The organism is Rhodococcus sp. NPDC057297, from assembly GCF_042667435.1.
In the GTDB taxonomy this organism is placed as follows: Bacteria; Actinomycetota; Actinomycetes; order Mycobacteriales; family Mycobacteriaceae; genus Rhodococcoides.
The window spans coordinates 373816-393940 of record NZ_JBHUZE010000004.1 but is presented as its reverse complement, the minus strand read 5'-3'; the positions used below and the strand labels follow the sequence as shown (position 1 = coordinate 393940).

Genomic DNA, 20125 nt, shown 5'->3' with positions numbered 1-20125 from the left:
CTTGACACGCACCCCCGGGTGCGGTTCGCTCAGCGTCGAAATCCAGACATTTGTCAACGACTCAACATCACGTCAGTCGAGGGGAACATCAGTGAGCGAGAACCCGCCTAACGGACCGCAGTACGGTTCGGATCCGAATCAGCCTCAGTATCCCCAGAACCCCGCCGGTGGGTACCCGCCTCCCGGAAACGCCGGCGGATACCCGCCTCCCGGTAACTACCCTCCCCCCGGCAACTACCCACCACCTCCGGGCAACTACCCGCCGCCGCCGGTCGGCGCTAACGCCGCATACGGGTCCGGTTCGCAGCTGCCCGGAGGCGGACAACCCGGAAGCCTCGGATTACGTTTCGGCGCACGTCTCATCGACGGCATCATCGTCGCGATCCCAGTCCTGATCATCGGGCTGTTCCTGCCCTCCGGTTTCGTCGGAACGTTCGTCTACGGCGTTCTCTCGGCCGCCGCCACGTTCGGATACTTCGTCTACCTCGAATCGTCCCGCGGTCAGACGCTGGGCAAGCAGTTGCTCGGCCTACGCACCGTCGGTGCCGCAGGCGGCAACCCCACTCAGGCGGAAGCGGCGCGACGCAACGCCTTCGTACTCCTCAGCGTCATTCCGTTCCTGATCGGCAGCGTGCTGGTGTTCATCGCATGGATCGTCATCGCGGTGACCATCAACTCCAGCCCCACGAAGCAGGGCAAGCACGACGAGATCGCCGGCGGAACCCAGGTCATCACCGCCAGGTGATGACCTGCTGAACGATCAGCGAGCGGGCCCGCCTACACATCGGCGGGCCCGCTCGCTGCGTTTCACCCTTCGATTCACCTGCCGGTTCGGTCCGCGGACGCGGATCGGTGCGGCACAATCGATCAACCACTGATGAGGAGAATCGTGAGCGAGAACCCACCGAACGGACCCCAGGACGGCAAGGACACGAATCCCGAGCAGTCCGGAGACCCGGGCAAAACACCACCCGGCAACTACCCGCCACCTCCGGGCAGCTATCCCCCGCCGCCCGGCAACTACCCACCACCGTCCGGCGGCTACCCCCCACCGCCCGGAAACTACCCGCCACCGCCCGGAAACTACCCGCCACCTCCGGGCAGCTATCCCCCGCCGCCCGGCAACTACCCACCGCCCCCGGGTTTCGGCGGACCGGGTTTCGGCGGACAGGGTTTCGGCGGACAGGGTTACGGCGGACAGGGTTACGGCGGACACGGCGTCGGCCTGCCGCCGACGCTGAACGTCGGTGACGCACTCTCGTTCGGTTGGAACAAGTTCAAGGACAATGCAGGCGTCTGGATCGGCATCGTCGTCATCGCCGCAGTCATTCAGGTGATCCTGAACCTCGTTTTCGGCCGCTCGGGGAGTTCGGGTGACGTGTCCGCCTTGTTCGGAATCTGGTCGATCATCGGTACCGTCGTCTCCGCGATCGTGGGGTACATCATCAATGCGGCGTTCATCCGCGGCGCACTGCACGAGGTCGATGGCAACAAGCCCGCCATCGGGTCCTTCTTCCAGTTCGCCAACGTCGCCTCGATAATCATCGCCAGTGTTCTCGTCGCCATCATGGTTTTGGTCGGGTTCGTCCTGCTTGTCATCCCGGGACTCGTCCTCACCTTCCTGTCGTGGTGGACACTGCAATTCGTCATCGACCGCAACGAGGACGCCGTCACCGCCATCAAGTCCAGTTTCCGAGCGATCTCCTCGAACGCAGGACAACTGTTCCTCCTGGCCCTCGCAATCATCGGAATCAACATCCTCGGAGCCATCCCCTGCTTCCTCGGGTTGCTCGTGACCATTCCGATCTCGGCCATCGCGTCGACCTACGCGTATCGCATCGTGTCCCGCACGGCTGCGGTCTAGATCCCGGCGCTGTACCGAGCATCAGACTGCTCGGTATCGAAATCGTCGGTCACTCGCCGTATTGTTCTGTCGTCGCCTGGGTCCACCGTCCGAGAACGGGCCGGTCCAGGCGACGACACACAAGTAGATTCCGGCGAGAGGGAGATGTTGAACGACCACGACGGCGGCGGTACGAGCAACACCGGGGGCGGCGGACCGGATCCAGAGCAGGGCGCACCGCAGGATCAGAACCCGCAAGAGGAGTACACCCAGCAACCGTACGACGCCCGGCAGCAAGGCATCGGCGGCTACCCTCAGCAGCCCGTACATCCGACGCCGCCCCCGTATCAAGGCCAGCCCACGTATCCGGGCCAGCCCACGTATCCGGGCCAGCCACAGTACCCAGGACAGCCCCAATACCCAGGACAGCCCCAGTACCCAGGACAGCCTGAGTACTACCAGTCGCAACCGGGTTCCGGGCCGCCACCCGCGTACGGCCAACAGCCTGGCTACGGACCGTCCGGCGGTGGGTATCCCTCGTACCCGTCGGCGCAGCCCTGGGGTGGCCCCCCGTTTCCACAGCCGTACTCGCACCAGCAGTATCCACAACAGCACTACACGCCACCGACGTCACTGAGTGTCGGTGCGGCTCTGAGCTACGGCTGGAAGAAGTTCGGCGCCAACATCGGTGTGTGGCTCGGCGTCATGGGGCTCTTCGCGGCGGTGACCGTCTTGGGATATGTCGTGTTCTTCGCCGTCATCATCGCCGGTACCTCGAGCTCGACCGAGTTCGAGGACACCATGTTCGCTGCGGCCGGCGACGGTGAGTTGTCGTTCGCCCTGATCGTGGTCACCTTCGTGGCCGGCCTCATCGGGTTCTATGCGGGAGCCCTGCTCATCCGGGGTGCGCTGCTGGAATTGGACGGTGCGAAGCCCGGCTTCGGCGAGTTCTGGCGTCTGCCCAACCTGGTGCAGCTGACCCTGTTCGGAGTCGTCGTCTCGTTGATCAGCGCAGTGGCCCCGTCGCTGCCCACCCTGGCATCCCTGTCGATCAGTCTGCTACTCGGTATTTTGATCTGGTTCGGTCCGCATTTCATCATCGACCGTGGCGCATCGGCGGTGATCGCGTTGACCGCCAACATCAGGTTGCTCGGTGTCAGCCCGGGCAAGCTCGTCCTGCTGTACCTGGCGGTGGCCGGAATCAACATCGTCGGAGCAGTACCCTGTGGGCTGGGACTTCTGTTCACCATTCCCGCGAGCGTGATCGCGGTGACCTACGCGTACCGCGTTCTGTCCGCGGGAGCTGTCTCGCCGGCGTAGGCCTTCGAACAAAGAACCCCCGCAGCTCCGGCGGCTGCGGGGGTTTCTTCTGCGGGGGTTTCTGCTGCGCTGGGCTTCTATTCCGCGGAAGGCGCGTCCGCAGTGTCGTCCTTCTTCTCCTGTGCGACCTTCTCCGGCTTGGCATCGATGCCGGATTCCTTGCGCTGCAACGGGGTGATCGGTGCCGGGGCATCCGTCAACGGGTCCACGCCACCGCCGGACTTCGGGAAGGCGATGACCTCGCGAATCGAGTCGACACCTGCCAGCAGCGCGGTGATGCGGTCCCACCCGAACGCGATTCCGCCGTGCGGAGGCGCGCCGTAGCTGAACGCGTCGAGCAGGAAGCCGAACTTCTCCTGCGCTTCCTCGTGGCCGATGCCCATGATCGCGAACACTCGCTCCTGAATGTCCTTGCGGTGGATACGAATGCTTCCGCCGCCGATCTCGTTTCCGTTGCACACGATGTCGTACGCGTACGCCAGTGCCGAACCCGGATCGGTATCGAAGGAATCGATCGATTCCGGCTTCGGGGATGTGAACGCATGGTGGACCGCGGTCCAGGCACCCGAGCCGACCGCGACGTCGCCGCTCGCGGTGGCGTCGGACGTCGGCTCGAAGAGCGGTGCGTCGACCACCCACACGAACGCCCATGCTTTCGGGTCGATGAGGTCGAGCTTGCGAGCGATCTCGCCTCGTACAGCGCCGAGGAGAGCTCGCGAAGACTTGACGGCACCGGCGGAGAAGAAGATCGCGTCACCGGGCTTCGCGCCCACATGGGCAGCGATTCCGTCCCGCTCGGCATCCGTGAGGTTCTTCGCGACGGGCCCACCCAGCGTTCCGTCTTCGGCGACCAGAACGTAGGCCAGACCCTTGTGTCCACGCTGCTTCGCGAACTCCTGCCACTTGTCCAACTGCTTACGTGGCTGCGACGCCCCGCCCGGCATGACGACGGCACCGACGTACGGCGCCTGGAACACGCGGAACTCCGTGGCGGAGAAGAAGTCCGTGCATTCGACAAGTTCGATGTCGAACCGCAGGTCGGGCTTGTCGGACCCGTAGCGACGCATCGCGTCGGCATAGGTGATGCGCGCAATGGGCGACGTGATGTCATGTCCGACGAGCTTCCACAGCGCGGCGAGGATCTCCTCGGCAAGCAGAATGACATCGTCCTGGGTCACGAAGCTCATCTCGACGTCGAGCTGAGTGAACTCCGGCTGACGGTCGGCGCGGAAGTCCTCGTCGCGGTAGCAGCGCGCGATCTGGTAGTACCGCTCGATACCGCCGACCATCAGCAGCTGCTTGAACAGCTGGGGGCTCTGCGGCAACGCGTAGAAACTGCCGGGCTGCAGACGCGCAGGGACCAGGAAGTCGCGGGCACCTTCTGGCGTCGACCGCGTCAGCGTCGGTGTTTCCACCTCGACGAACTCGTGATGCGCCAGGACACCACGCGCCGCCGCATTGACCTGCGATCGCAGCCGGATCGCATGACCGGGGCCTTCCCGACGCAGGTCCAAGTAGCGGTACTTCAGCCTCGCTTCCTCACCCGGCTGATCGTCGAGCTGGAAAGGAAGCGGCGCGCTTTCCGACAGAACCTCGATGTCGGTGGCATCGACCTCGACCGCACCGGTGGGGATTTCGTAGTTCTGGTTGCCTTCGGGGCGACCCTCGACCTTGCCGGTGACCTTCACGACGTACTCGGCGCGCAGACGATGCGCCTTCTCGGCCACGTCGCCCTCGCGGAACACGACCTGGGCGACGCCCGACGCGTCACGCAGGTCGATGAAGATGACACCGCCATGATCGCGGCGACGCGCAACCCAACCCGTCAGGGTGACTGTTCGGTCGACGTGCTCGGATCGAAGTGAGCCGGCGAGGTGGGTGCGCAGCACTGGTGTCCTTTCACAAAAATGAAACAAAGCGTGTTCGTCGGTCACCAATCCTACGGAGGCGACCCCCGGACAGGAAACGCGATACCGCCTAGGCATGGGAAGCTGCTGATCGACAAACGTCGGATCGGGCCGCGCAACTCGCCCGGGGGGACGTTCTTCCTGGAAGGATGACGAGGCATGACGTTCAGAGAAGGCGCTCGACTCGACTCGAAGCGTGTGTCCTCCGGTGGCGGTGGACGAGGCGGCAAGATCGCGCTCGGAGGAGGTGCGGGCGGCCTGGTGATTCTGGTGCTGGCGCTGCTGTTCGGCGGAGACCCGGGATCGATCCTGGGGCAGTTGACCGACGGAACGGACAGTTCGTCGCAATCCACCGGGACCGACGGCGTGCTCGACAAGTGCCAGACAGGAGCCGACGCCAACAGGGACGTCGATTGCCGCATCGTGGGAACGGTCGGGAGCCTCGACGATGTCTGGCAGTCCGAGCTCGGCGCCCAAACTGGTGTGGCGTACGTCGAGCCCGCAGTTCAGCTGTTCAGTGGCTCGATCAACACCGGCTGCGGCAACGCGACCAGTGCGGTCGGACCGTTCTACTGCCCCGCAGATTCGTCAGCATACTTCGACACGAGTTTCTTCCAGGTCCTCGTCGATCGGTTCGGATCCAGCGGCGGTCCGCTGGCGCAGGAATACGTCGTCGCCCACGAGGTCGGCCATCACATCCAGAATCAGTTGGGCGACATCGGACGAGCACAAGCCGATCCGCAGGGCGCCGAATCCGGTGCGGTGCGGGTGGAGCTGCAGGCCGACTGTTACGCCGGCATCTGGGCGCACCACGCCGCCCTCATCCCCGACCCGAACACCGGTGAACCCTTCCTCGAACCGCTGACGGACAACGACATTCGCGACGCACTCTCGGCGGCGTCGTCGGTGGGTGACGATCGGATCCAGCAAGCATCGAGTGGTCGAGTGAACCCGGAGGGCTGGACTCATGGTTCCTCGGACCAACGCCAGGCGTGGTTCGTGGCTGGTTACAGGACCGGGCAGGTAAGCGCCTGCGACACATTCGCGGCTCGCGATCTGAACACTCCATCTGCACTGACCCGCTGACCCACGAACGGCGCGATCTCAGAAGAGGGTGAGGGCGGGATCGCTCGCTTTCGACGTGGATGAACTCGATTCAGCGGGAAAATTCTTGGGCATGGAACGCTCGTCGCCGACGTCGAACCCGTGGCGCTCCAGCATGGGATCGATCCGTCCTCGCAGCCACGTCTTGTACTCGGGCGTCACGTAAGCGCCGTGGCCGTACAGCTGCCGGTAGCGACGAACCAACGCGGGATGCTGTTCCGCCAACCAAGACATGAACCAGTCCTTCGTCGACGACCTCAGGTGCATCGGCATCGCGGACACCGAGGTTGCTCCCGCATCGGCGAGCGCTTGGATCAGAGATTCGAGCTGCCGCGCCCCGTCGGTGAGGAACGGAATCACCGGCGCCACCAGAACGCCGCACGGCAACCCGACGTCGCGGACTGCTCGGATCAGGTCGAGACGAGCCTTGGGGCTCGGCGTACCGGGCTCGATCTGCTTCTGCAAACCGGCGTCGTGGATAGCGAGACTGATATTGATGTGCACGTCCACCTGACGGGAGGCAAGGGCTAGCAGAGGCAGATCCCGGCGCAGGAGCGTTCCCTTGGTCAGAATCGAGAACGGCGTGCCGGATTCCGCAAGCGCGCCGATGATTCCCGGCATCAGGCGATAGCGCCCCTCGGCACGCTGATAAGGATCGGTGTTGGTGCCCAACGCAACCGGTTCCCTCTTCCAGGACTTACGGGCGAGCTCCTTACGCAGCACTGCAGCGATGTTCGTCTTCATGACGATCTGCGAATCGAAGTCGCTACCCGCATCGAGGTCGAGATACTCGTGGGTGGGCCTGGCGAAACAGTACGTGCATGCGTGCGAACACCCCCGCGCAGGATTGACCGTCCACGAGAACGGCAGCGAATCACCATCGATCTTGTTGAGCGCGCTCTTGCACAGCACCTCGTGAAACGTGATGCCCTCGAACTCGGGGGTCTGTACGCTGCGAACCAGACCGGCGCGTTCGAGCCCCGGCAGTGCGCCGTCGTCCGCGGCGTCGAGTGTCTGTCCCGCCCATCGCATGCATACAGTCGAACATGTGTTCTATATCGGTGTCAAGGCGACACCCGGCTCACGTCAGCCGCTGCTACACCTGTCGACCCTGCCGCTACGGTAGAGCTGTGACCGCACCCATCGCCCCGACACTCGAACCGATTCTCCGCCTCGGACTCAGCCTGGGTAGCGCCATCGACGTCGGCACGGTACCCGACGGAGAACGAGTGGTGACGCCCATCCTCGGCGGCGCCGCTCCAGGACCGGACATCGAAGGCACGGTTGCTGTTTCGACGTCCCTCGCCGGGGTGACGCGCGCCGACGGCCGCACCGAGTTCACTGCCGACATCGTCCTCGAACTCGCCGAGGGCGGGCATCTCGCTCTGTCGTTCCGCGGATTTCAGTTCGGCCCTGCTGAAGTCGTCGAGTCGCTCGCCGGAACCGAAGAGGTCGACCCCGCCACGTACTACTTCCGCGGCACCCTCGAAATTTCCACCGCGGTACCGCAATTCACCTATCTGAACCGCGCCCTGGTCGTCACCTCGGGCACTCGCTCCGCAGAATCGATCGTCCTCGATGCTTTCCTGGTCACGTAGCCGCTAGTTGCCCAACTCGGCGACCTCGCGGTCGGTCAGTGTGGCGAGAGGGGTTCTGCCCGCCGCCTTGACGAGCTCCGCCGCTCGATAGAGCGGCCGCTCCCCCAGCCCAGCGTCGCGGGCCTCGGCTTTCAACTGGTCGACGAGGAGCGAGGCAATCGCTGCAGCCGGCACCAGTTCGCTCGTCCACAATGCGTCGGCGAGCTTGCGGAGCGACAGAATGGGGAGCTCACGGCCCCCGCCGTTCGTGTACAGCGCCAACGCGAGAGTCAGTTTCACGTTGCCGTCGTACAACCGCAGCGAAATCTGATCTATCCTCGCCGTTCTGACCTGCAGCTCCGCCGACACCAAGTCGGGCACCGACAGAGCGCGTGTGCGCAGTCCACCGCGGGCGTGAACGATGTTGCCGTCGAGCCATGTTCGACGTCGGATGCCCACCCACGCCGACGCCGTGGCTGGTAACCCGACGACGACGCCGAGGACGACTGCAACGGCGGTGGGCAGAAAGAACGAGCTGATCACGGCGACGAGGATGCCGACCACCAGCGAACCGATCGCTACCTTCCTGAGCCGCGGTACGATCAGCTCGGTAGGTATCAGATCCAGGTCGACGAGCTCGTCACCGGCCAAGTCGAGCCTCCAGGTGCGACACGATCTCGGACAACGCCACGTCGTGCTGCTCTCCCGTCGCCAGTTCCTTGACGACGACGTTGCCGTCGGCCAGTTCCTTGTCGCCGAGGACCAGGGCGAACTGTGCGCCGGAACGGTCGGCGGCTTTCATCGCGCCCTTGACTCCACGGTTGCCGTAGGCGAGATCGACGCTGACTCCCTTGCTGCGCAGTTCGCCTGCGATCGCCACGATGCGCGCTTTCGCGTCGGCTCCCAGCGGTACGCCGAACACGGCGCAGCGCGCGGGAGATCCGGCCGACTTTCCTTCGGCTGCGAGCGCCAGCATGGTTCGGTCGACCCCGAGCCCGAATCCGATGCCGGACAGTTCCTGGCCGCCCAGTTGCGCCATCAGCCCGTCGTATCGGCCACCGCCGCCGATTCCGGATTGCGCGCCCAGTCCGTCGTGCACGAACTCGAACGTCGTCTTCGTGTAGTAGTCGAGTCCGCGGACCATCCGTGGGTTCACGACGTACGGAACCTTCAACGCGTCGAGGTGTGCGAGCACCTCGTCGAAGTGCGCCCGTGCGGTGTCGGACAGGTGGTCGAGCATCAGCGGGGCGTCCGCTGTCATCTCGCGCACCTCCGGCCGTTTGTCGTCGAGGACTCGAAGCGGGTTGATGCGTGCGCGCGTGTGGGTGGCCTCGTCGAGCGGAAGGCCGAAGAGGAACTCCTGCAACAATTCTCGATACTGCGGGCGGCACGTGTCGTCCCCCAGCGACGTGATCTCCAACCTGAAGTCCGTCAGACCGAGTGACCGAAATCCGTTGTCCGCCACAGCGACGACCTCGGCGTCGAGCGCGGGATCATCCATTCCGATGGCTTCGACTCCGACTTGCTGCAGCTGCCGATAGCGTCCCGCCTGCGGGCGTTCGTAGCGGAAGAACGGTCCCGCGTACGCGAGTTTCACAGGGAGAGCTCCCCGGTCGAGGCCGTGTTCGATGACGGCGCGCATGACGCCTGCCGTGCCCTCCGGGCGCAGGGTGACGGATCTGTCGCCCCGATCGGCGAAGGTGTACATCTCCTTGCTCACCACGTCCGTCGACTCGCCGACACCGCGGGCGAACAGCCCGGTGTCCTCGAAAATGGGCAGTTCGATGTGCCCGTACCCAGCGTTGCGAGCCGCGGTCAGCAACCCCTCACGGACGGCGACGAACTCCGCGGAGTTCGGGGGGACGTAGTCGGGAATGCCCTTGGGCGCAGAAAAGGTACTCGGCTTGCTCACGGTCACAGTTTTCCTTGTTCGGGGCCTGCGAGTCCAACGAGAAAGGGATTGGAGGCGCGTTCCTGGCCGATGGTGCTCTGCCCGCCGTGTCCCGGCAACACCACGGTGGCGTCGTCGAGCGGCAGCAGCGTCGTCGCGATCGAGCGAAGCAACTGTTCGTGGTCTCCACCGGGAAGGTCGGTTCTCCCGATGGACCCTGCGAACAGCGTGTCGCCGGTCAACGCGATCGCCAGTGTGCCGTCCGGTGTCTCGACGTCGATGGAGAACACGACCGACCCCTGCGTGTGGCCGGGAGTGTGAAGCACACCGAAATGGATTCCGGCCAGTTCGAGCGAGGTCTCGCCGCTCAGGTCGACCACACGTTCGGGCTCGTGGAACTCCGCGTCGCCGAGCAGGGCGGCGAGGGTCGGTCCGGTGCCGCGCAGTGGATCGGACAGCATGAATCTGTCCTCGTCGTGGATGTAAGCGGGTATACCGAACTTCTCGCACACCGGTTCCACAGACCACGTGTGGTCCAGATGACCGTGCGTCAGTAACACCGCCTGGGGAGTCAGGCTGGATTCGCTCAGGAACCGCAGAAGCGGTTCCGTCGCATCCTGTCCCGGGTCGACCACGACACAGTCCGACGAGCCCTCCTGCGCGAGCACGTAACAGTTCGTCTGAAACATTCCCGCCGGGAATCCGGTGACGAGCACAGCTGCCGCTCCTAGTTGTCGTACGCCAAGGTCCGTTCCACCCTAGTTGGACCGTGTTCACCTGCGCGTGTGCAGTCGGCCGACCGTGCGACGCCGCCATGCCGGTCGGGAACTTCTCAGGTAGTGATGGCACACTCACTCACGGTCGGTTTCGGCTCGCCGACCGGCAGGAAGACACGTAGGCCGAGCCGGTGGACGACACAAGCGGGAGGACACGCAATTGCCCAGCAACGAGCAGCGGCGCGAGGCAGCGAAGAGGAAGCTCGAGCGACAACTCGAACGCCGAGCCGAACGAGCGAAGAAGCGTAAACAGCTGACCATCGCCGGTTCGGTGCTGGGTGTGGTGGTCGTGGTCGGCGCGGTTGCCGTCGTGTTCGCCCTCACTCGCGGCGGAGACGAACCCGAGACGACGGCGTCGTCGACGCCCAACGGCGACACACTGATCGCCGACGGTCGGGCCGAGGCACTGCCCGAGACCGTCGACTGCAGCTACCCCGCGGCCGCGCAGCCCGCTGCGAAGGAAAACACTCCGCCGCGCACCGATGGCGTGCCGACGAGTGACGAAGCACTCAGTTACAGCATGGAGACGACCCAGGGCAACATCGGCCTGACGCTGAACAATCCGCAGTCGCCGTGCACTGTGAACAGTTTCGTCTCGCTCGCCAACCAGGGCTACTTCGACGGCACGCAATGCCACCGCCTCACCACGGGCGCGGGTCTGCAGGTTCTGCAGTGCGGCGATCCCGCGGGCACCGGCATGGGCGGGCCTGGCTACCAGTTCGCCGACGAGTTCCCGGCCGATCAATACGCAGAAGACGACCCGGCCGCCGAGCAGCCGATCAGTTACCCGCGCGGAACGATCGCGATGGCCAACGCGGGCCCCGGCACCAACGGCAGCCAGTTCTTCCTCGTCTACGGCGACTCCACGCTGCCGCCCGCGTACACGGTGTTCGGCACCATCGACGAGACCGGTCTGCAGACACTGGACAAGGTCGCCGCGGCAGGCGTCGAAGGTGGCGCTGCAGACGGCAAGCCTGCGCTTCCGGTGGACATCACCAGTCTCGTGAGTGACCTGTGAAGCGCACGCTAGCGGTGCTCGCCGTGTCGAGCGCGGCCGTTCTCCTCGCGGCAGGCTGTTCGTCGGATAACTCCGAGACTGCGGCGACGACCGAGTCACCGACGGCGACTACGAGTGCCGCGGCCCCGACCACTCAGCCGCCGCTGGATCTCAGCCTGTTCGGGGTCCTTCCCCCGGTTCCTGCGCAGGAAGTGTCGACCACCACCTGCGAGTACCCGGAAGCGACGCCTGCGATTCGCGAGAACACCGCGCCGCAGCAGTACGGGGTGTCCACCGTCGGACTCGTCGACGTTGCCGTGACGACGAGCCAGGGCCCCGTCGGCCTGTCGCTCGACCGCACCGAAGCTCCCTGCACCGTCAACAGTTTCACGTCGCTTGCCACGCAGGGCTACTTCGACGACACCGTCTGTCACCGGCTGACCACCACCGAGGGCCTGCAGGTCCTGCAGTGCGGTGATCCTTCCGGACAGGGAAACCGTGGTCCCGGTTACGAGTTCGCCAACGAGTACCCCACGACGGCGTTCCCGGCCGGCGACCCGGCACTGTCGAGCCCCGTCGTCTACCCCCGCGGGACCGTCGCCATGGCGAACGCCGGACCCGACACCAATGGAAGCCAGTTCTTCCTGGTGTACGAGGATTCCGTCCTTCCGCCGCAGTACACCGTGTTCGGAACGATCGACGAGGCCGGGCTGGCGACGCTCGACGCGGTGGCAGAGGCCGGAGTCTCCACACCCGGCAACGACGGACCACCCAACGCCGAGGTCACCGTTCAGTCGGTCGTCGCCGCTCAGTGACCGTGAGTGGAAATGTAGGTCCCGACCTACATTTCCACTCACGTAGGGTGGTCAGGCAGCGGACGTCAGGCGATAGACGTCGTACACCCCTTCGACGTTGCGCACGACGTTCAGGACGTGGCCCAGGTGCTTCGGGTCGCCCATCTCGAACGTGAACTTGCTGATCGCCACACGGTCCCCCGACGTAGCCACCGACGCGGACAGAATGTTGACCTTCTCGTCCGCGAGTGCTTTGGTGACGTCCGAAAGCAGGCGATGCCGGTCCAGTGCCTCGATCTGAATCGCGACCAGAAACACCGACGACGCCGACGGGGCCCATTCGACGTCGATGAACCGTTCCGACTGCTCGCCCAGCGATTTCGCGTTGGTGCAGTCGGTTCGGTGCACACTGACCGACCCCCCGCGGGTGACGAACCCGAGGATTTCGTCGCCGGGAACCGGGGTGCAGCACTTGGCCAGCTTCGCGACGACCCCCTCGGTGCCCGACACGAGTACACCGGCGTCACCGACCTGACGCGGACGAGTCGGGATGGTGGACGGTGTCGACCGCTCCGCCAGTTCTTCTTCCACGTCGCCGACGCCGCCGAGGTGAGCAACCAACCGCTGCACCACGTGCTGCGCGGACACGTGACTCTCGCCGACCGCGGTGTACAGCGCCGAGACGTCGACGTAACGCAGTTCGTGCGCGATCGTGGACATCGACTCGGCGTTCATCAACCGTTGCAGCGGTAGTCCACCGCGGCGCACTTCTTTCGCGATGGCGTCCTTGCCTGCTTCGAGCGCTTCCTCGCGACGTTCCTTGGCGAACCACTGGCGGATCTTCGTCTTCGCGCGGGGCGAGACGACGAAGCCCTGCCAATCGCGGCTCGGACCGGCGGTGACGGCTTTCGAGGTGAACACCTCGACGACCTCGCCGTTCTCGAGCGTGCGTTCGAGCGCCACCAGTCGACCGTTCACACGGGCTCCGATACAGCGGTGGCCCACCTCGGTGTGCACGGCATACGCGAAGTCGACGGGACACGAACCCGCAGGCAGCGTGACGACGTCACCTTTCGGAGTGAAGACGAAGATTTCCTTGACGGCCAGGTCGTAGCGCAACGATTCCAGGAATTCGCCCGGATCCGCTGCCTCACGCTGCCAGTCGAGCAACTGGCGCATCCACGCCATGTCGTCGACCTCGGCGTTGTCGTTGCCGTGTTTGCCGCGCGTCTCCTTGTACCGCCAGTGCGCGGCGATGCCGAATTCGGCCGTGCGATGCATGTCCCTCGTGCGGATCTGCACCTCGAGCGGCTTGCCTTCGGGGCCGACGACCGTGGTGTGCAGCGACTGGTAGACGCCGTACCGGGGCTGCGCGATGTAGTCCTTGAACCGGCCTGCCATCGGCTGCCACAGCGAGTGCACGACGCCCACGGCGGCGTAACAATCGCGGATCTCGTCGCACAGGATGCGTACGCCCACCAGATCGTGGATGTCGTCGAAGTCGCGACCCTTGACGATCATCTTCTGATAGATCGACCAATAGTGCTTGGGGCGTCCTTCGACGGCCGCACTGATGCGGGACGCCGACAGCGACGCATTGATCTCGGCGCGCACTTTCTCGAGGTACGTGTCGCGGGAGGGTGCACGATCGGCGACGAGTCGAACGATCTCGTCGTACTTCTTGGGGTGAAGAATCGCGAATGCGAGATCTTCGAGTTCCCACTTGACCGTCGCCATGCCGAGACGGTGTGCGAGCGGCGCGATGACCTCGAGGGTTTCCTTCGCCTTGCGCGCTTGTTTCTCGGGCGGCAGGAAGCGCATGGTGCGCATGTTGTGCAGGCGGTCGGCCACCTTGATGACCAGAACGCGAGGATCGCGGGCCATGGCGATGATCATCTTGCGAATGGTCTCGCCCTCGGCCGCGGTGCCGAGAACCACCTTGTCGAGCTTGGTCACCCCGTCGACGAGGTGCGCTACTTCCTCACCGAACTCCTCGGTGAGCTGCTTCAGCGAGTACCCGGTGTCCTCGACGGTGTCGTGCAGGAGAGCCGCGACCAGAGTCGTGGTGTCCATGCCCAGCTCGGCGAGAATGTTCGCGACCGCCAATGGGTGCGTGATGTACGGGTCCCCGGATTTGCGCATCTGAGTGGCGTGGCGCTCGTCGGCGACGTCGTACGCCCGCTGAAGCAACGCGAGATCCGCTTTGGGATACAGCTCGCGGTGCAGACTCACCAGAGGTTCGAGGACAGGCTTGACTGCGGCGTTGCGGCCGGCCGTGATGCGCCTGGCCAAGCGGGCGCGGACGCGTCGGGACGCGGACGTCGGGACGGCAGGTGCCGAGCCCTTTCCGACGACCGGTGGAGCAGAGTCCGGTGTTGCTTGCGGCGTCTCCGCAGTAGCCGCCTTACCCGATTCCGGTTCGGACGCGGGTCGATCCGGCAAGGGTTGGTCGAGGTAACGGGTCACAATGTTCGCCTCCTGCCGCGTGGTCTGCTCTCGTTCGCTTGGCTCATGGCCCCTCGGTCGACTGGCATCGACCTCGGTTACGGATCTTCGACAACAGCAGTGTTCACCAACTTTAGTCCTCAGACCTGTCGAAGGCAGACAAGCGGGTAGCCCTCGCACTTGCCTCGACCCGCGAGGACCGCGATCTCGAGCGCGACCGCGGCACCGACGATCTCGGCACCGCACGCTCGCAACAACTCCGCGGTGGCCGCGATGGTGCCACCGGTGGCGAGAACGTCGTCGACTATCAGGACCTTCCGGCCCGAGATGTCGACGTCGGCCGGGATTTCGAGTTCCGCCGACCCGTACTCCAATTCGTAGCTCTGCGCCACCACGGGTGGCGGGAGCTTGCCTGCCTTGCGGACCGCGAGAATGCCGGTGCCGAGTTCCAACGCGACACCCGCGCCCAGCAAGAAGCCGCGCGCATCGATTCCCGCAACGAGGTCAGCCCCCGAACCGGCTTCGGCCAGTGCCGCAACCACGGCCTTCAGACCGTCCGGATCTGCGAACACCGGCGTCAGATCGGCGAACCGCACCCCGTCGACCGGGAAATCATCGGCCCAACGGGTGAGCCGGTCGATGTGGTCCGACGCGATCGACGCTCTCTCTTCCGAAACTCTGTTCACCTGTGCAGTATCCAACGATCCATGTTCCATCCCGCACCCGCCACCGTCGGATTCGCGACGACGTTGGTCATGCCGTCCGCCACGGCCAGTGTTCGCGGCTGGTTGAACAGTGGAAGCGAGGGCATCTCGTTCCAAAGGATCCGCTCCCCCTCGGTCGCGAGAGAAAGCACGGTCCCATCCGACGGCGCTGTGGCCAGCTCGTCGACGATCGCATCGATTCTGCCGTTGGTGTATCCACCGACGTTGCTGCCGTTCCCACTGTGCACGCTGTAACGCGCCGCTTCCTCGGACACCGCTCCCGACGGTCCCGAGGCAGACGCAGTGGCTCCGAGAACGGCGTCGACCGCCCCGGTGCGTAGTGCACTCGGCGAGAAGTCCGGAGACCCTGCATCGGTGACGGTGATTCCGGCCGGCTCGCATGCGGCCGCAATGTCGGCGACGATCTGTGCGCGGCGCGGATCGGGAGCGAGGTAGCCGACTCGAACGGCGAGGCTGTCCAGATCGGCGTTGTTTCGCTCGGTCGTCGACGCCGCGACGTCCGCTTGCCGGTAGCGGCCGTCCGCGGTAGCGGCCACCGGTCCGTAGAGCAGCGCGCTCGGACGGACGAGCCGGGAATCGACGACGGCCGAGCCGATGCCTGCGGACTCGTCGTATCCCGGGTGGCCGACGCCCTCGAACAGTTGCTCCCGCGGCACACAGGCGGCAAGTGCGCGGCGCGCTGCGGACGACGCGAGCGAACCGCTGGTCGCGAACGTCAGTTGCTCCACGCCGTGGGACGGAAAGTCGGTGCGCTCGAAGCCGTCCGACGGGATGTCGCCGCCTGCACCGTGATCGACGACCTCGAGGTCACCTTCGGTTGCGCGTGCGGCGACGTCGGTTCCCTTCGGCCACACGACGATGCGTTCGGTCTCGGGCGGGACTCCCCACCACGACTCGTTGGCGACGAGTACCAGACCGTCTTCCTGGGTGTACGAGTCGACTCGGTACGGGCCGTTCGATGGCAGCAGGGACGTGTCGATCTGTCCAGGGACGAGGTTCCATCCCGTGTTCCAGAACTCGGCGATCCTCCCGACGGCCGCGAGGTCGCCGGACAGGATCGGGTCGACGACGTTGGGGACCCCGGCGACGCGAGCTGCAACGTGGGAGGGCAGTAGGTCGGTTGCGCCGAACAAGGACCGCCAGCCGTCGTAGTTGCGACCCGCGCGGTAGACGACCGTGGCGTCCTTGCTTCCCGGGACGCAGTCGACGCGTTCGATGTCTCGGTATCCCGCGCTCGACGCAGCATCGAACAGGGGCAGGTCGTTCTCCCCCGCCACGAAGCGTCCGCTGTTCGCCGCCCAGGTCAGAACCAGGTCGTCGCAGGTCATCGGAACGCCGTCGGAATAGGTGGCCTGTGGCGCGATCGTGTACGACACCGTGAGGACGTCGCCCGGTACGACCGACATCCCTCCGACGTCGTTGTCGGCCAGCGCTTCGCCTTCGGGTCCGACGTAGCCGAAGCCGGTCTGGACCCGAGGAAAAGCCTGCCGGGCCGCCGACGCTGCGCCGTCGACCGTATTGGCGTTGTACGTGGTCAACACCGTATCGACAGCGTATCCGATGGACGGAACCTGGTCCTCTGCCGTCGAGCACGCGACGAGAGCGCCTGCCGCGACGGCGACGACCGCCACGGCTGCCGTCGTCCGCGACCTCTGGACTCGCACGTTCATCAACGCCTCTTCTTGGCACGCTTTCCGGTAGGCCGCGAGCCCACCCGAGGGGTCACCGGCGCGTCGGGGACAGTGCCCGACCCTGCCACGACCGGGGTGTCCGACCCTACGCGCTTCGCAGCTTCGGCACGCTTGCCCAGCACCTTCTTGGTGTGGGCCGCGACGGGACCCCACTTCTCCTTGATGGACACCAGCAACGGCGTCGCGAAGAAGATCGACGAGTACGCGCCGACGATCATGCCGACGAGCTGCACGAGCGCGAGGTCTTTGAGAGTGCCGACACCGAGCAGCCAGACGGCGACGATCATCAGCGCCAACACCGGCAGAACGCCGATGACGGTGGTGTTGATCGACCGCATCAGGGTCTGGTTGACGGCCAGGTTGGCCTGCTCGGCGTAGGTCTTGCGGCCCAGGTGCAGGATTCCGCGCGTGTTCTCCTCGACCTTGTCGAAGACCACGACGGAGTCGTACAGCGAGAACCCGAGGATGGTGAGCAGGCCGATGACCGTCGCGGGCGTGACCTCGAACCCGACGAGCGAGTACACACCGGCGGTGACCAGCAGGTCGAAGAACAACGCGGCGAGTGCAGCTATCGCCATGTCCCTCTCGTATCGGATCGCGATGTAGATACTGACGATGACCAGGAACACGACGAGCGCGATCAGTGCCTTCTGCGTGATCTGCCCGCCCCACGTCTCGCTGACGTCGGAGAAACTGATGGCGTTGGGGCTCGCCGTTCCTGTGCTGTCCACCGGCTGGAAGGCGTCGAACAGTGCAAGACGTACCTGGTCGACCTGTCCTGCGTCGAGTGCCTCGGAACGCACCTGCACCGTGGCAGCCGCTCCGGAGCCGACGGTCTGCACCGCTTCCGGACCGAAGCCGAGCGTGTCGGTGAACACCGTCTCCACCTGCTCGGAGGTGACACCGCCGTCGGCGGGTACTTGAATCTTGGTGCCGCCCTCGAAGTCGATCCCGAGGGTGAACCCACGGAAGACCATGCTGAGCAGGCACACCAAAACGATCGCTGCGGTGAGGATGTAGTAGAACCGGCGCCTACCGACGACCTCGAACGCGCCCGTTCCGGTGTACAGCCGCGAGAGCCAGCTACGCGTGGGTTGCGCGCTCTGATCGACGCCGGAGTCCTGCAGCAGGACCGAGCCGGTGCCCTCGGTGTTCTCTGATGAATCGGACATCTCAGGCCCCCTTCGTCGCAGCATCGGATGCGGACTTGCTTGCCATGGCACGTGCGGCGGCACGCTTGCGTTCCTGCGCGATCTGCGCGACGGCGCCGAGCCCGTTCACACCGGGCTTGGACCAGAACTTGGACTTCGACGCCAGGTACACCAATGGCCAGGTGACCAGGACTACCACCATGACGTCGAGGATCGTGGTGAGGCCGAGCGTGAACGCGAAGCCCTGCACCTGCCCCACGGCCAGTGCGTAGAGCACCGCTGCGGCGATGAAACTCACGGCATTACCGGACAGAATTGTCTTGCGGGCACGCGTCCAGCCTCGTGGAACGGCGGATCGGAAGCTTCTGCCCTCCCGGATTTCGTCCTTGATGCGCTCGAAGAACACGACGAACGAGTCGGCCGTCATGCCGATGCCGATGATCAGACCGGCGATCCCGGCGAGATCGAGGGTGAAGTTGATCCATCGGCCGAGCAGAACGAGAATCCCGTAGACCATCGCACCCGCGAGCACGAGCGACAACGCGGTGAGGAATCCGAGCGCACGGTAGTAGACGAGGCAGTAGACCAGCACGAGAGCGAGGCCGATCGCTCCGGCGAGCAGACCCGCCTCGAGCGAAGCCAGCCCCAGCGTCGCGGACACCGTTTCTGCTTCCGACGATGCGAAGGACAACGGAAGCGATCCGTACTTCAAGGTGTTCGCGAGATCCGACGCACCTTGGGCGGTGAACTGCCCGGTGATGGACGTCGCGCTACCGGCGGGCGTCGCGCCCTGGATCACCGGTGCGCTGACGACCTTGGAGTCGAGTGTGAACGCAGCCTGGCTGCCGATGTTGGCTCCGGTGAACTGCGCCCACGTGTTGCTGCCTTCGGAATCGAAGCTCAGGCTGACCTCGTGACGTGACTGCTGGGAGTTGAATCCGGAGGTCGCATCGGAGATCTGCTGGCCGTCGATGATGCTCGGCCCGAGGACGTACACGGCGGCACCGTCGGTGGAACATGCGACCAACGGCAAGGCCGGGTCGTCGTTGCCCTGCAACGGGTCGGGAGCGTTGCAGTCGATCGTCGCGAGCGCAGCCTGCTGGACCTGAGGGTCCTCGCTCTGACGAAGCGCCTTCGCTTCGGCGATCTGGTCCGCAGCCTGCTCGGCTTCGGTGCCCGCGGGCTCGTCCGCAGCCGGGTCCTCAGCAGCAGGATCGCCTGCGGGGTCGGCCGCCGGCGCCGCGGGAGTGGGCGCGGGTGTCGGATCGACCGCGCTGGGTTCCTGTGCCGGGAACGGGCGACCCTGAGGCACCGCATCTCCGGACGGCGCAGGAGTGTCGGCAGCAGGTGTCTCGGCCGGTGTTCCGCCTGCCGGGGCCTGCTCGGTTCCCCCCGCGGGAGCGCCTGCCGCGGGCTGTGCAGCTTGAATCACCGGGCGAATGAACAACCGCGCGGTCTGGCCAAGAGTGCGTGCCTGCGAGCTGTCGTCACCGGGAACAGTGATCACGAGGTTCTCGCCGTCGATGAGCACCTCCGAGCCCGCGACACCGAGACCGTCGACGCGAGTGGTGATGATCTGCTGGGCATGGATCAGGCTCTCACGGCTCGGCGCGCTGCCGTCCGGTGTTCGCGCCGTCAGCGTGACACGGGTGCCGCCTTCGAGATCGATACCGAGCTTTGGCTCGGGCGACTTGTCTCCGGTGAAGAAGACCAAGGCGTACACAACGGCCATCAGGACGCCGAACACGGCGAGATAGCGGGATGGATGCACCGATCCGCTTGAAGGTGCCACGGTGTGTGATTCTCCTCTTGGCGTTTGAGGGTGAGTGACGAAAAGTAACTCGCGGGAGGTTCAGGGCATACCGGACGCCTGGACCCTCGCACGCGAAACCGCTGCCGGACCG

17 protein-coding genes are annotated in these 20125 nt (G+C 65.3%); 7 read left to right on the top strand and 10 right to left on the bottom strand.

Translation table 11 applies throughout. The features are described 5' to 3' along the window. Positions 1 to 91 precede the first annotated feature (91 nt). The 3 genes from ACFULT_RS15320 (at position 92) to ACFULT_RS15310 (ending at position 3163) form a co-directional block, all read left to right on the top strand. Positions 92 to 745: an RDD family protein gene (locus ACFULT_RS15320; protein WP_378481826.1), complete on the top strand. Its 654-nt coding sequence runs from the start codon at positions 92 to 94 to the stop codon at positions 743 to 745. Positions 746 to 889: 144 nt separating this feature from the next. Continuing rightward, complete coding sequence (locus ACFULT_RS15315) at positions 890 to 1864, top strand: hypothetical protein (RefSeq protein ID WP_378481825.1); 975 nt, start codon at positions 890 to 892, stop codon at positions 1862 to 1864. 144 nt (positions 1865 to 2008) lie between these two features. Then, on the top strand, positions 2009 to 3163 hold the full coding sequence (locus tag ACFULT_RS15310) for a hypothetical protein (RefSeq protein ID WP_378481824.1): 1155 nt from the start codon (positions 2009 to 2011) through the stop codon (positions 3161 to 3163). A gap of 77 nt (positions 3164 to 3240) precedes the next feature. Here ACFULT_RS15310 and aspS read toward each other — a convergent pair whose 3' ends face one another. After that, entirely contained in the window at positions 3241 to 5052 is a 1812-nt protein-coding gene (gene aspS / locus ACFULT_RS15305) for an aspartate--tRNA ligase (protein WP_037113122.1), read from the bottom strand. A gap of 177 nt (positions 5053 to 5229) precedes the next feature. Between aspS and ACFULT_RS15300 the strand changes: the two genes are divergently transcribed. Continuing rightward, complete coding sequence (locus ACFULT_RS15300) at positions 5230 to 6156, top strand: neutral zinc metallopeptidase (protein ID WP_037113121.1); 927 nt, start codon at positions 5230 to 5232, stop codon at positions 6154 to 6156. Between the two features lie 18 nt (positions 6157 to 6174). On the opposite strand, the gene ACFULT_RS15295 is transcribed toward ACFULT_RS15300, so the two are convergent. Further along, the gene (locus ACFULT_RS15295; protein ID WP_378481823.1) at positions 6175 to 7206 is read right to left on the bottom strand and encodes an Rv2578c family radical SAM protein; all 1032 of its coding nucleotides are present in this window, start codon (positions 7204 to 7206) and stop codon (positions 6175 to 6177) included. 98 nt (positions 7207 to 7304) lie between these two features. Between ACFULT_RS15295 and ACFULT_RS15290 the strand changes: the two genes are divergently transcribed. Beyond that, entirely contained in the window at positions 7305 to 7772 is a 468-nt protein-coding gene (locus ACFULT_RS15290) for a DUF3237 family protein (protein WP_378481822.1), read from the top strand. A gap of 3 nt (positions 7773 to 7775) precedes the next feature. On the opposite strand, the gene ACFULT_RS15285 is transcribed toward ACFULT_RS15290, so the two are convergent. From ACFULT_RS15285 to ACFULT_RS15275, 3 genes are read right to left on the bottom strand one after another with little or no spacing between them, the layout of a single operon-like run. Further along, positions 7776 to 8402, bottom strand: coding sequence for a hypothetical protein (locus tag ACFULT_RS15285; RefSeq protein WP_037113114.1), 627 nt, complete (start codon positions 8400 to 8402; stop codon positions 7776 to 7778). Then, entirely contained in the window at positions 8392 to 9663 is a 1272-nt protein-coding gene (gene hisS, locus ACFULT_RS15280) for a histidine--tRNA ligase (RefSeq protein WP_378481821.1), read from the bottom strand. The genes ACFULT_RS15285 and hisS overlap by 11 nt, the downstream gene beginning before the upstream one ends. 2 nt (positions 9664 to 9665) lie before the next feature. Beyond that, positions 9666 to 10358, bottom strand: a complete 693-nt coding sequence (locus ACFULT_RS15275) for an MBL fold metallo-hydrolase (protein WP_037113112.1) — start codon at positions 10356 to 10358, stop codon at positions 9666 to 9668. Positions 10359 to 10578: 220 nt separating this feature from the next. On the opposite strand from ACFULT_RS15275, the gene ACFULT_RS15270 reads away from it, so the two are divergent. Both ACFULT_RS15270 and ACFULT_RS15265 read left to right on the top strand, forming a co-directional pair. Beyond that, positions 10579 to 11436 (top strand): peptidylprolyl isomerase, encoded by an 858-nt coding sequence (locus ACFULT_RS15270; protein WP_378481820.1) that lies wholly within the window; start codon positions 10579 to 10581, stop codon positions 11434 to 11436. Next, positions 11433 to 12230, top strand: coding sequence for a peptidylprolyl isomerase (locus ACFULT_RS15265; RefSeq protein ID WP_378481819.1), 798 nt, complete (start codon positions 11433 to 11435; stop codon positions 12228 to 12230). Before ACFULT_RS15270 ends, ACFULT_RS15265 begins: the two co-directional genes overlap by 4 nt. Before the next feature lie 51 nt (positions 12231 to 12281). Here ACFULT_RS15265 and ACFULT_RS15260 read toward each other — a convergent pair whose 3' ends face one another. From ACFULT_RS15260 to secD, 5 genes are all read right to left on the bottom strand, one after another. After that, positions 12282 to 14651: a RelA/SpoT family protein gene (locus ACFULT_RS15260; protein ID WP_378481909.1), complete on the bottom strand. Its 2370-nt coding sequence runs from the start codon at positions 14649 to 14651 to the stop codon at positions 12282 to 12284. A gap of 143 nt (positions 14652 to 14794) precedes the next feature. Beyond that, complete coding sequence (locus tag ACFULT_RS15255; RefSeq protein WP_378481818.1) at positions 14795 to 15370, bottom strand: adenine phosphoribosyltransferase; 576 nt, start codon at positions 15368 to 15370, stop codon at positions 14795 to 14797. After that, positions 15337 to 17049 (bottom strand): ABC transporter substrate-binding protein, encoded by a 1713-nt coding sequence (locus ACFULT_RS15250; protein ID WP_378481817.1) that lies wholly within the window; start codon positions 17047 to 17049, stop codon positions 15337 to 15339. The genes ACFULT_RS15255 and ACFULT_RS15250 overlap by 34 nt, the downstream gene beginning before the upstream one ends. Further along, complete coding sequence (gene secF, locus ACFULT_RS15245) at positions 17049 to 18242, bottom strand: protein translocase subunit SecF (RefSeq protein ID WP_037113102.1); 1194 nt, start codon at positions 18240 to 18242, stop codon at positions 17049 to 17051. The genes ACFULT_RS15250 and secF overlap by 1 nt, the downstream gene beginning before the upstream one ends. Position 18243: 1 nt before the next feature. Beyond that, the gene (gene secD / locus ACFULT_RS15240; RefSeq protein ID WP_378481816.1) at positions 18244 to 20013 is read right to left on the bottom strand and encodes a protein translocase subunit SecD; all 1770 of its coding nucleotides are present in this window, start codon (positions 20011 to 20013) and stop codon (positions 18244 to 18246) included. Between the last annotated feature and the right edge of the window lie 112 nt (positions 20014 to 20125).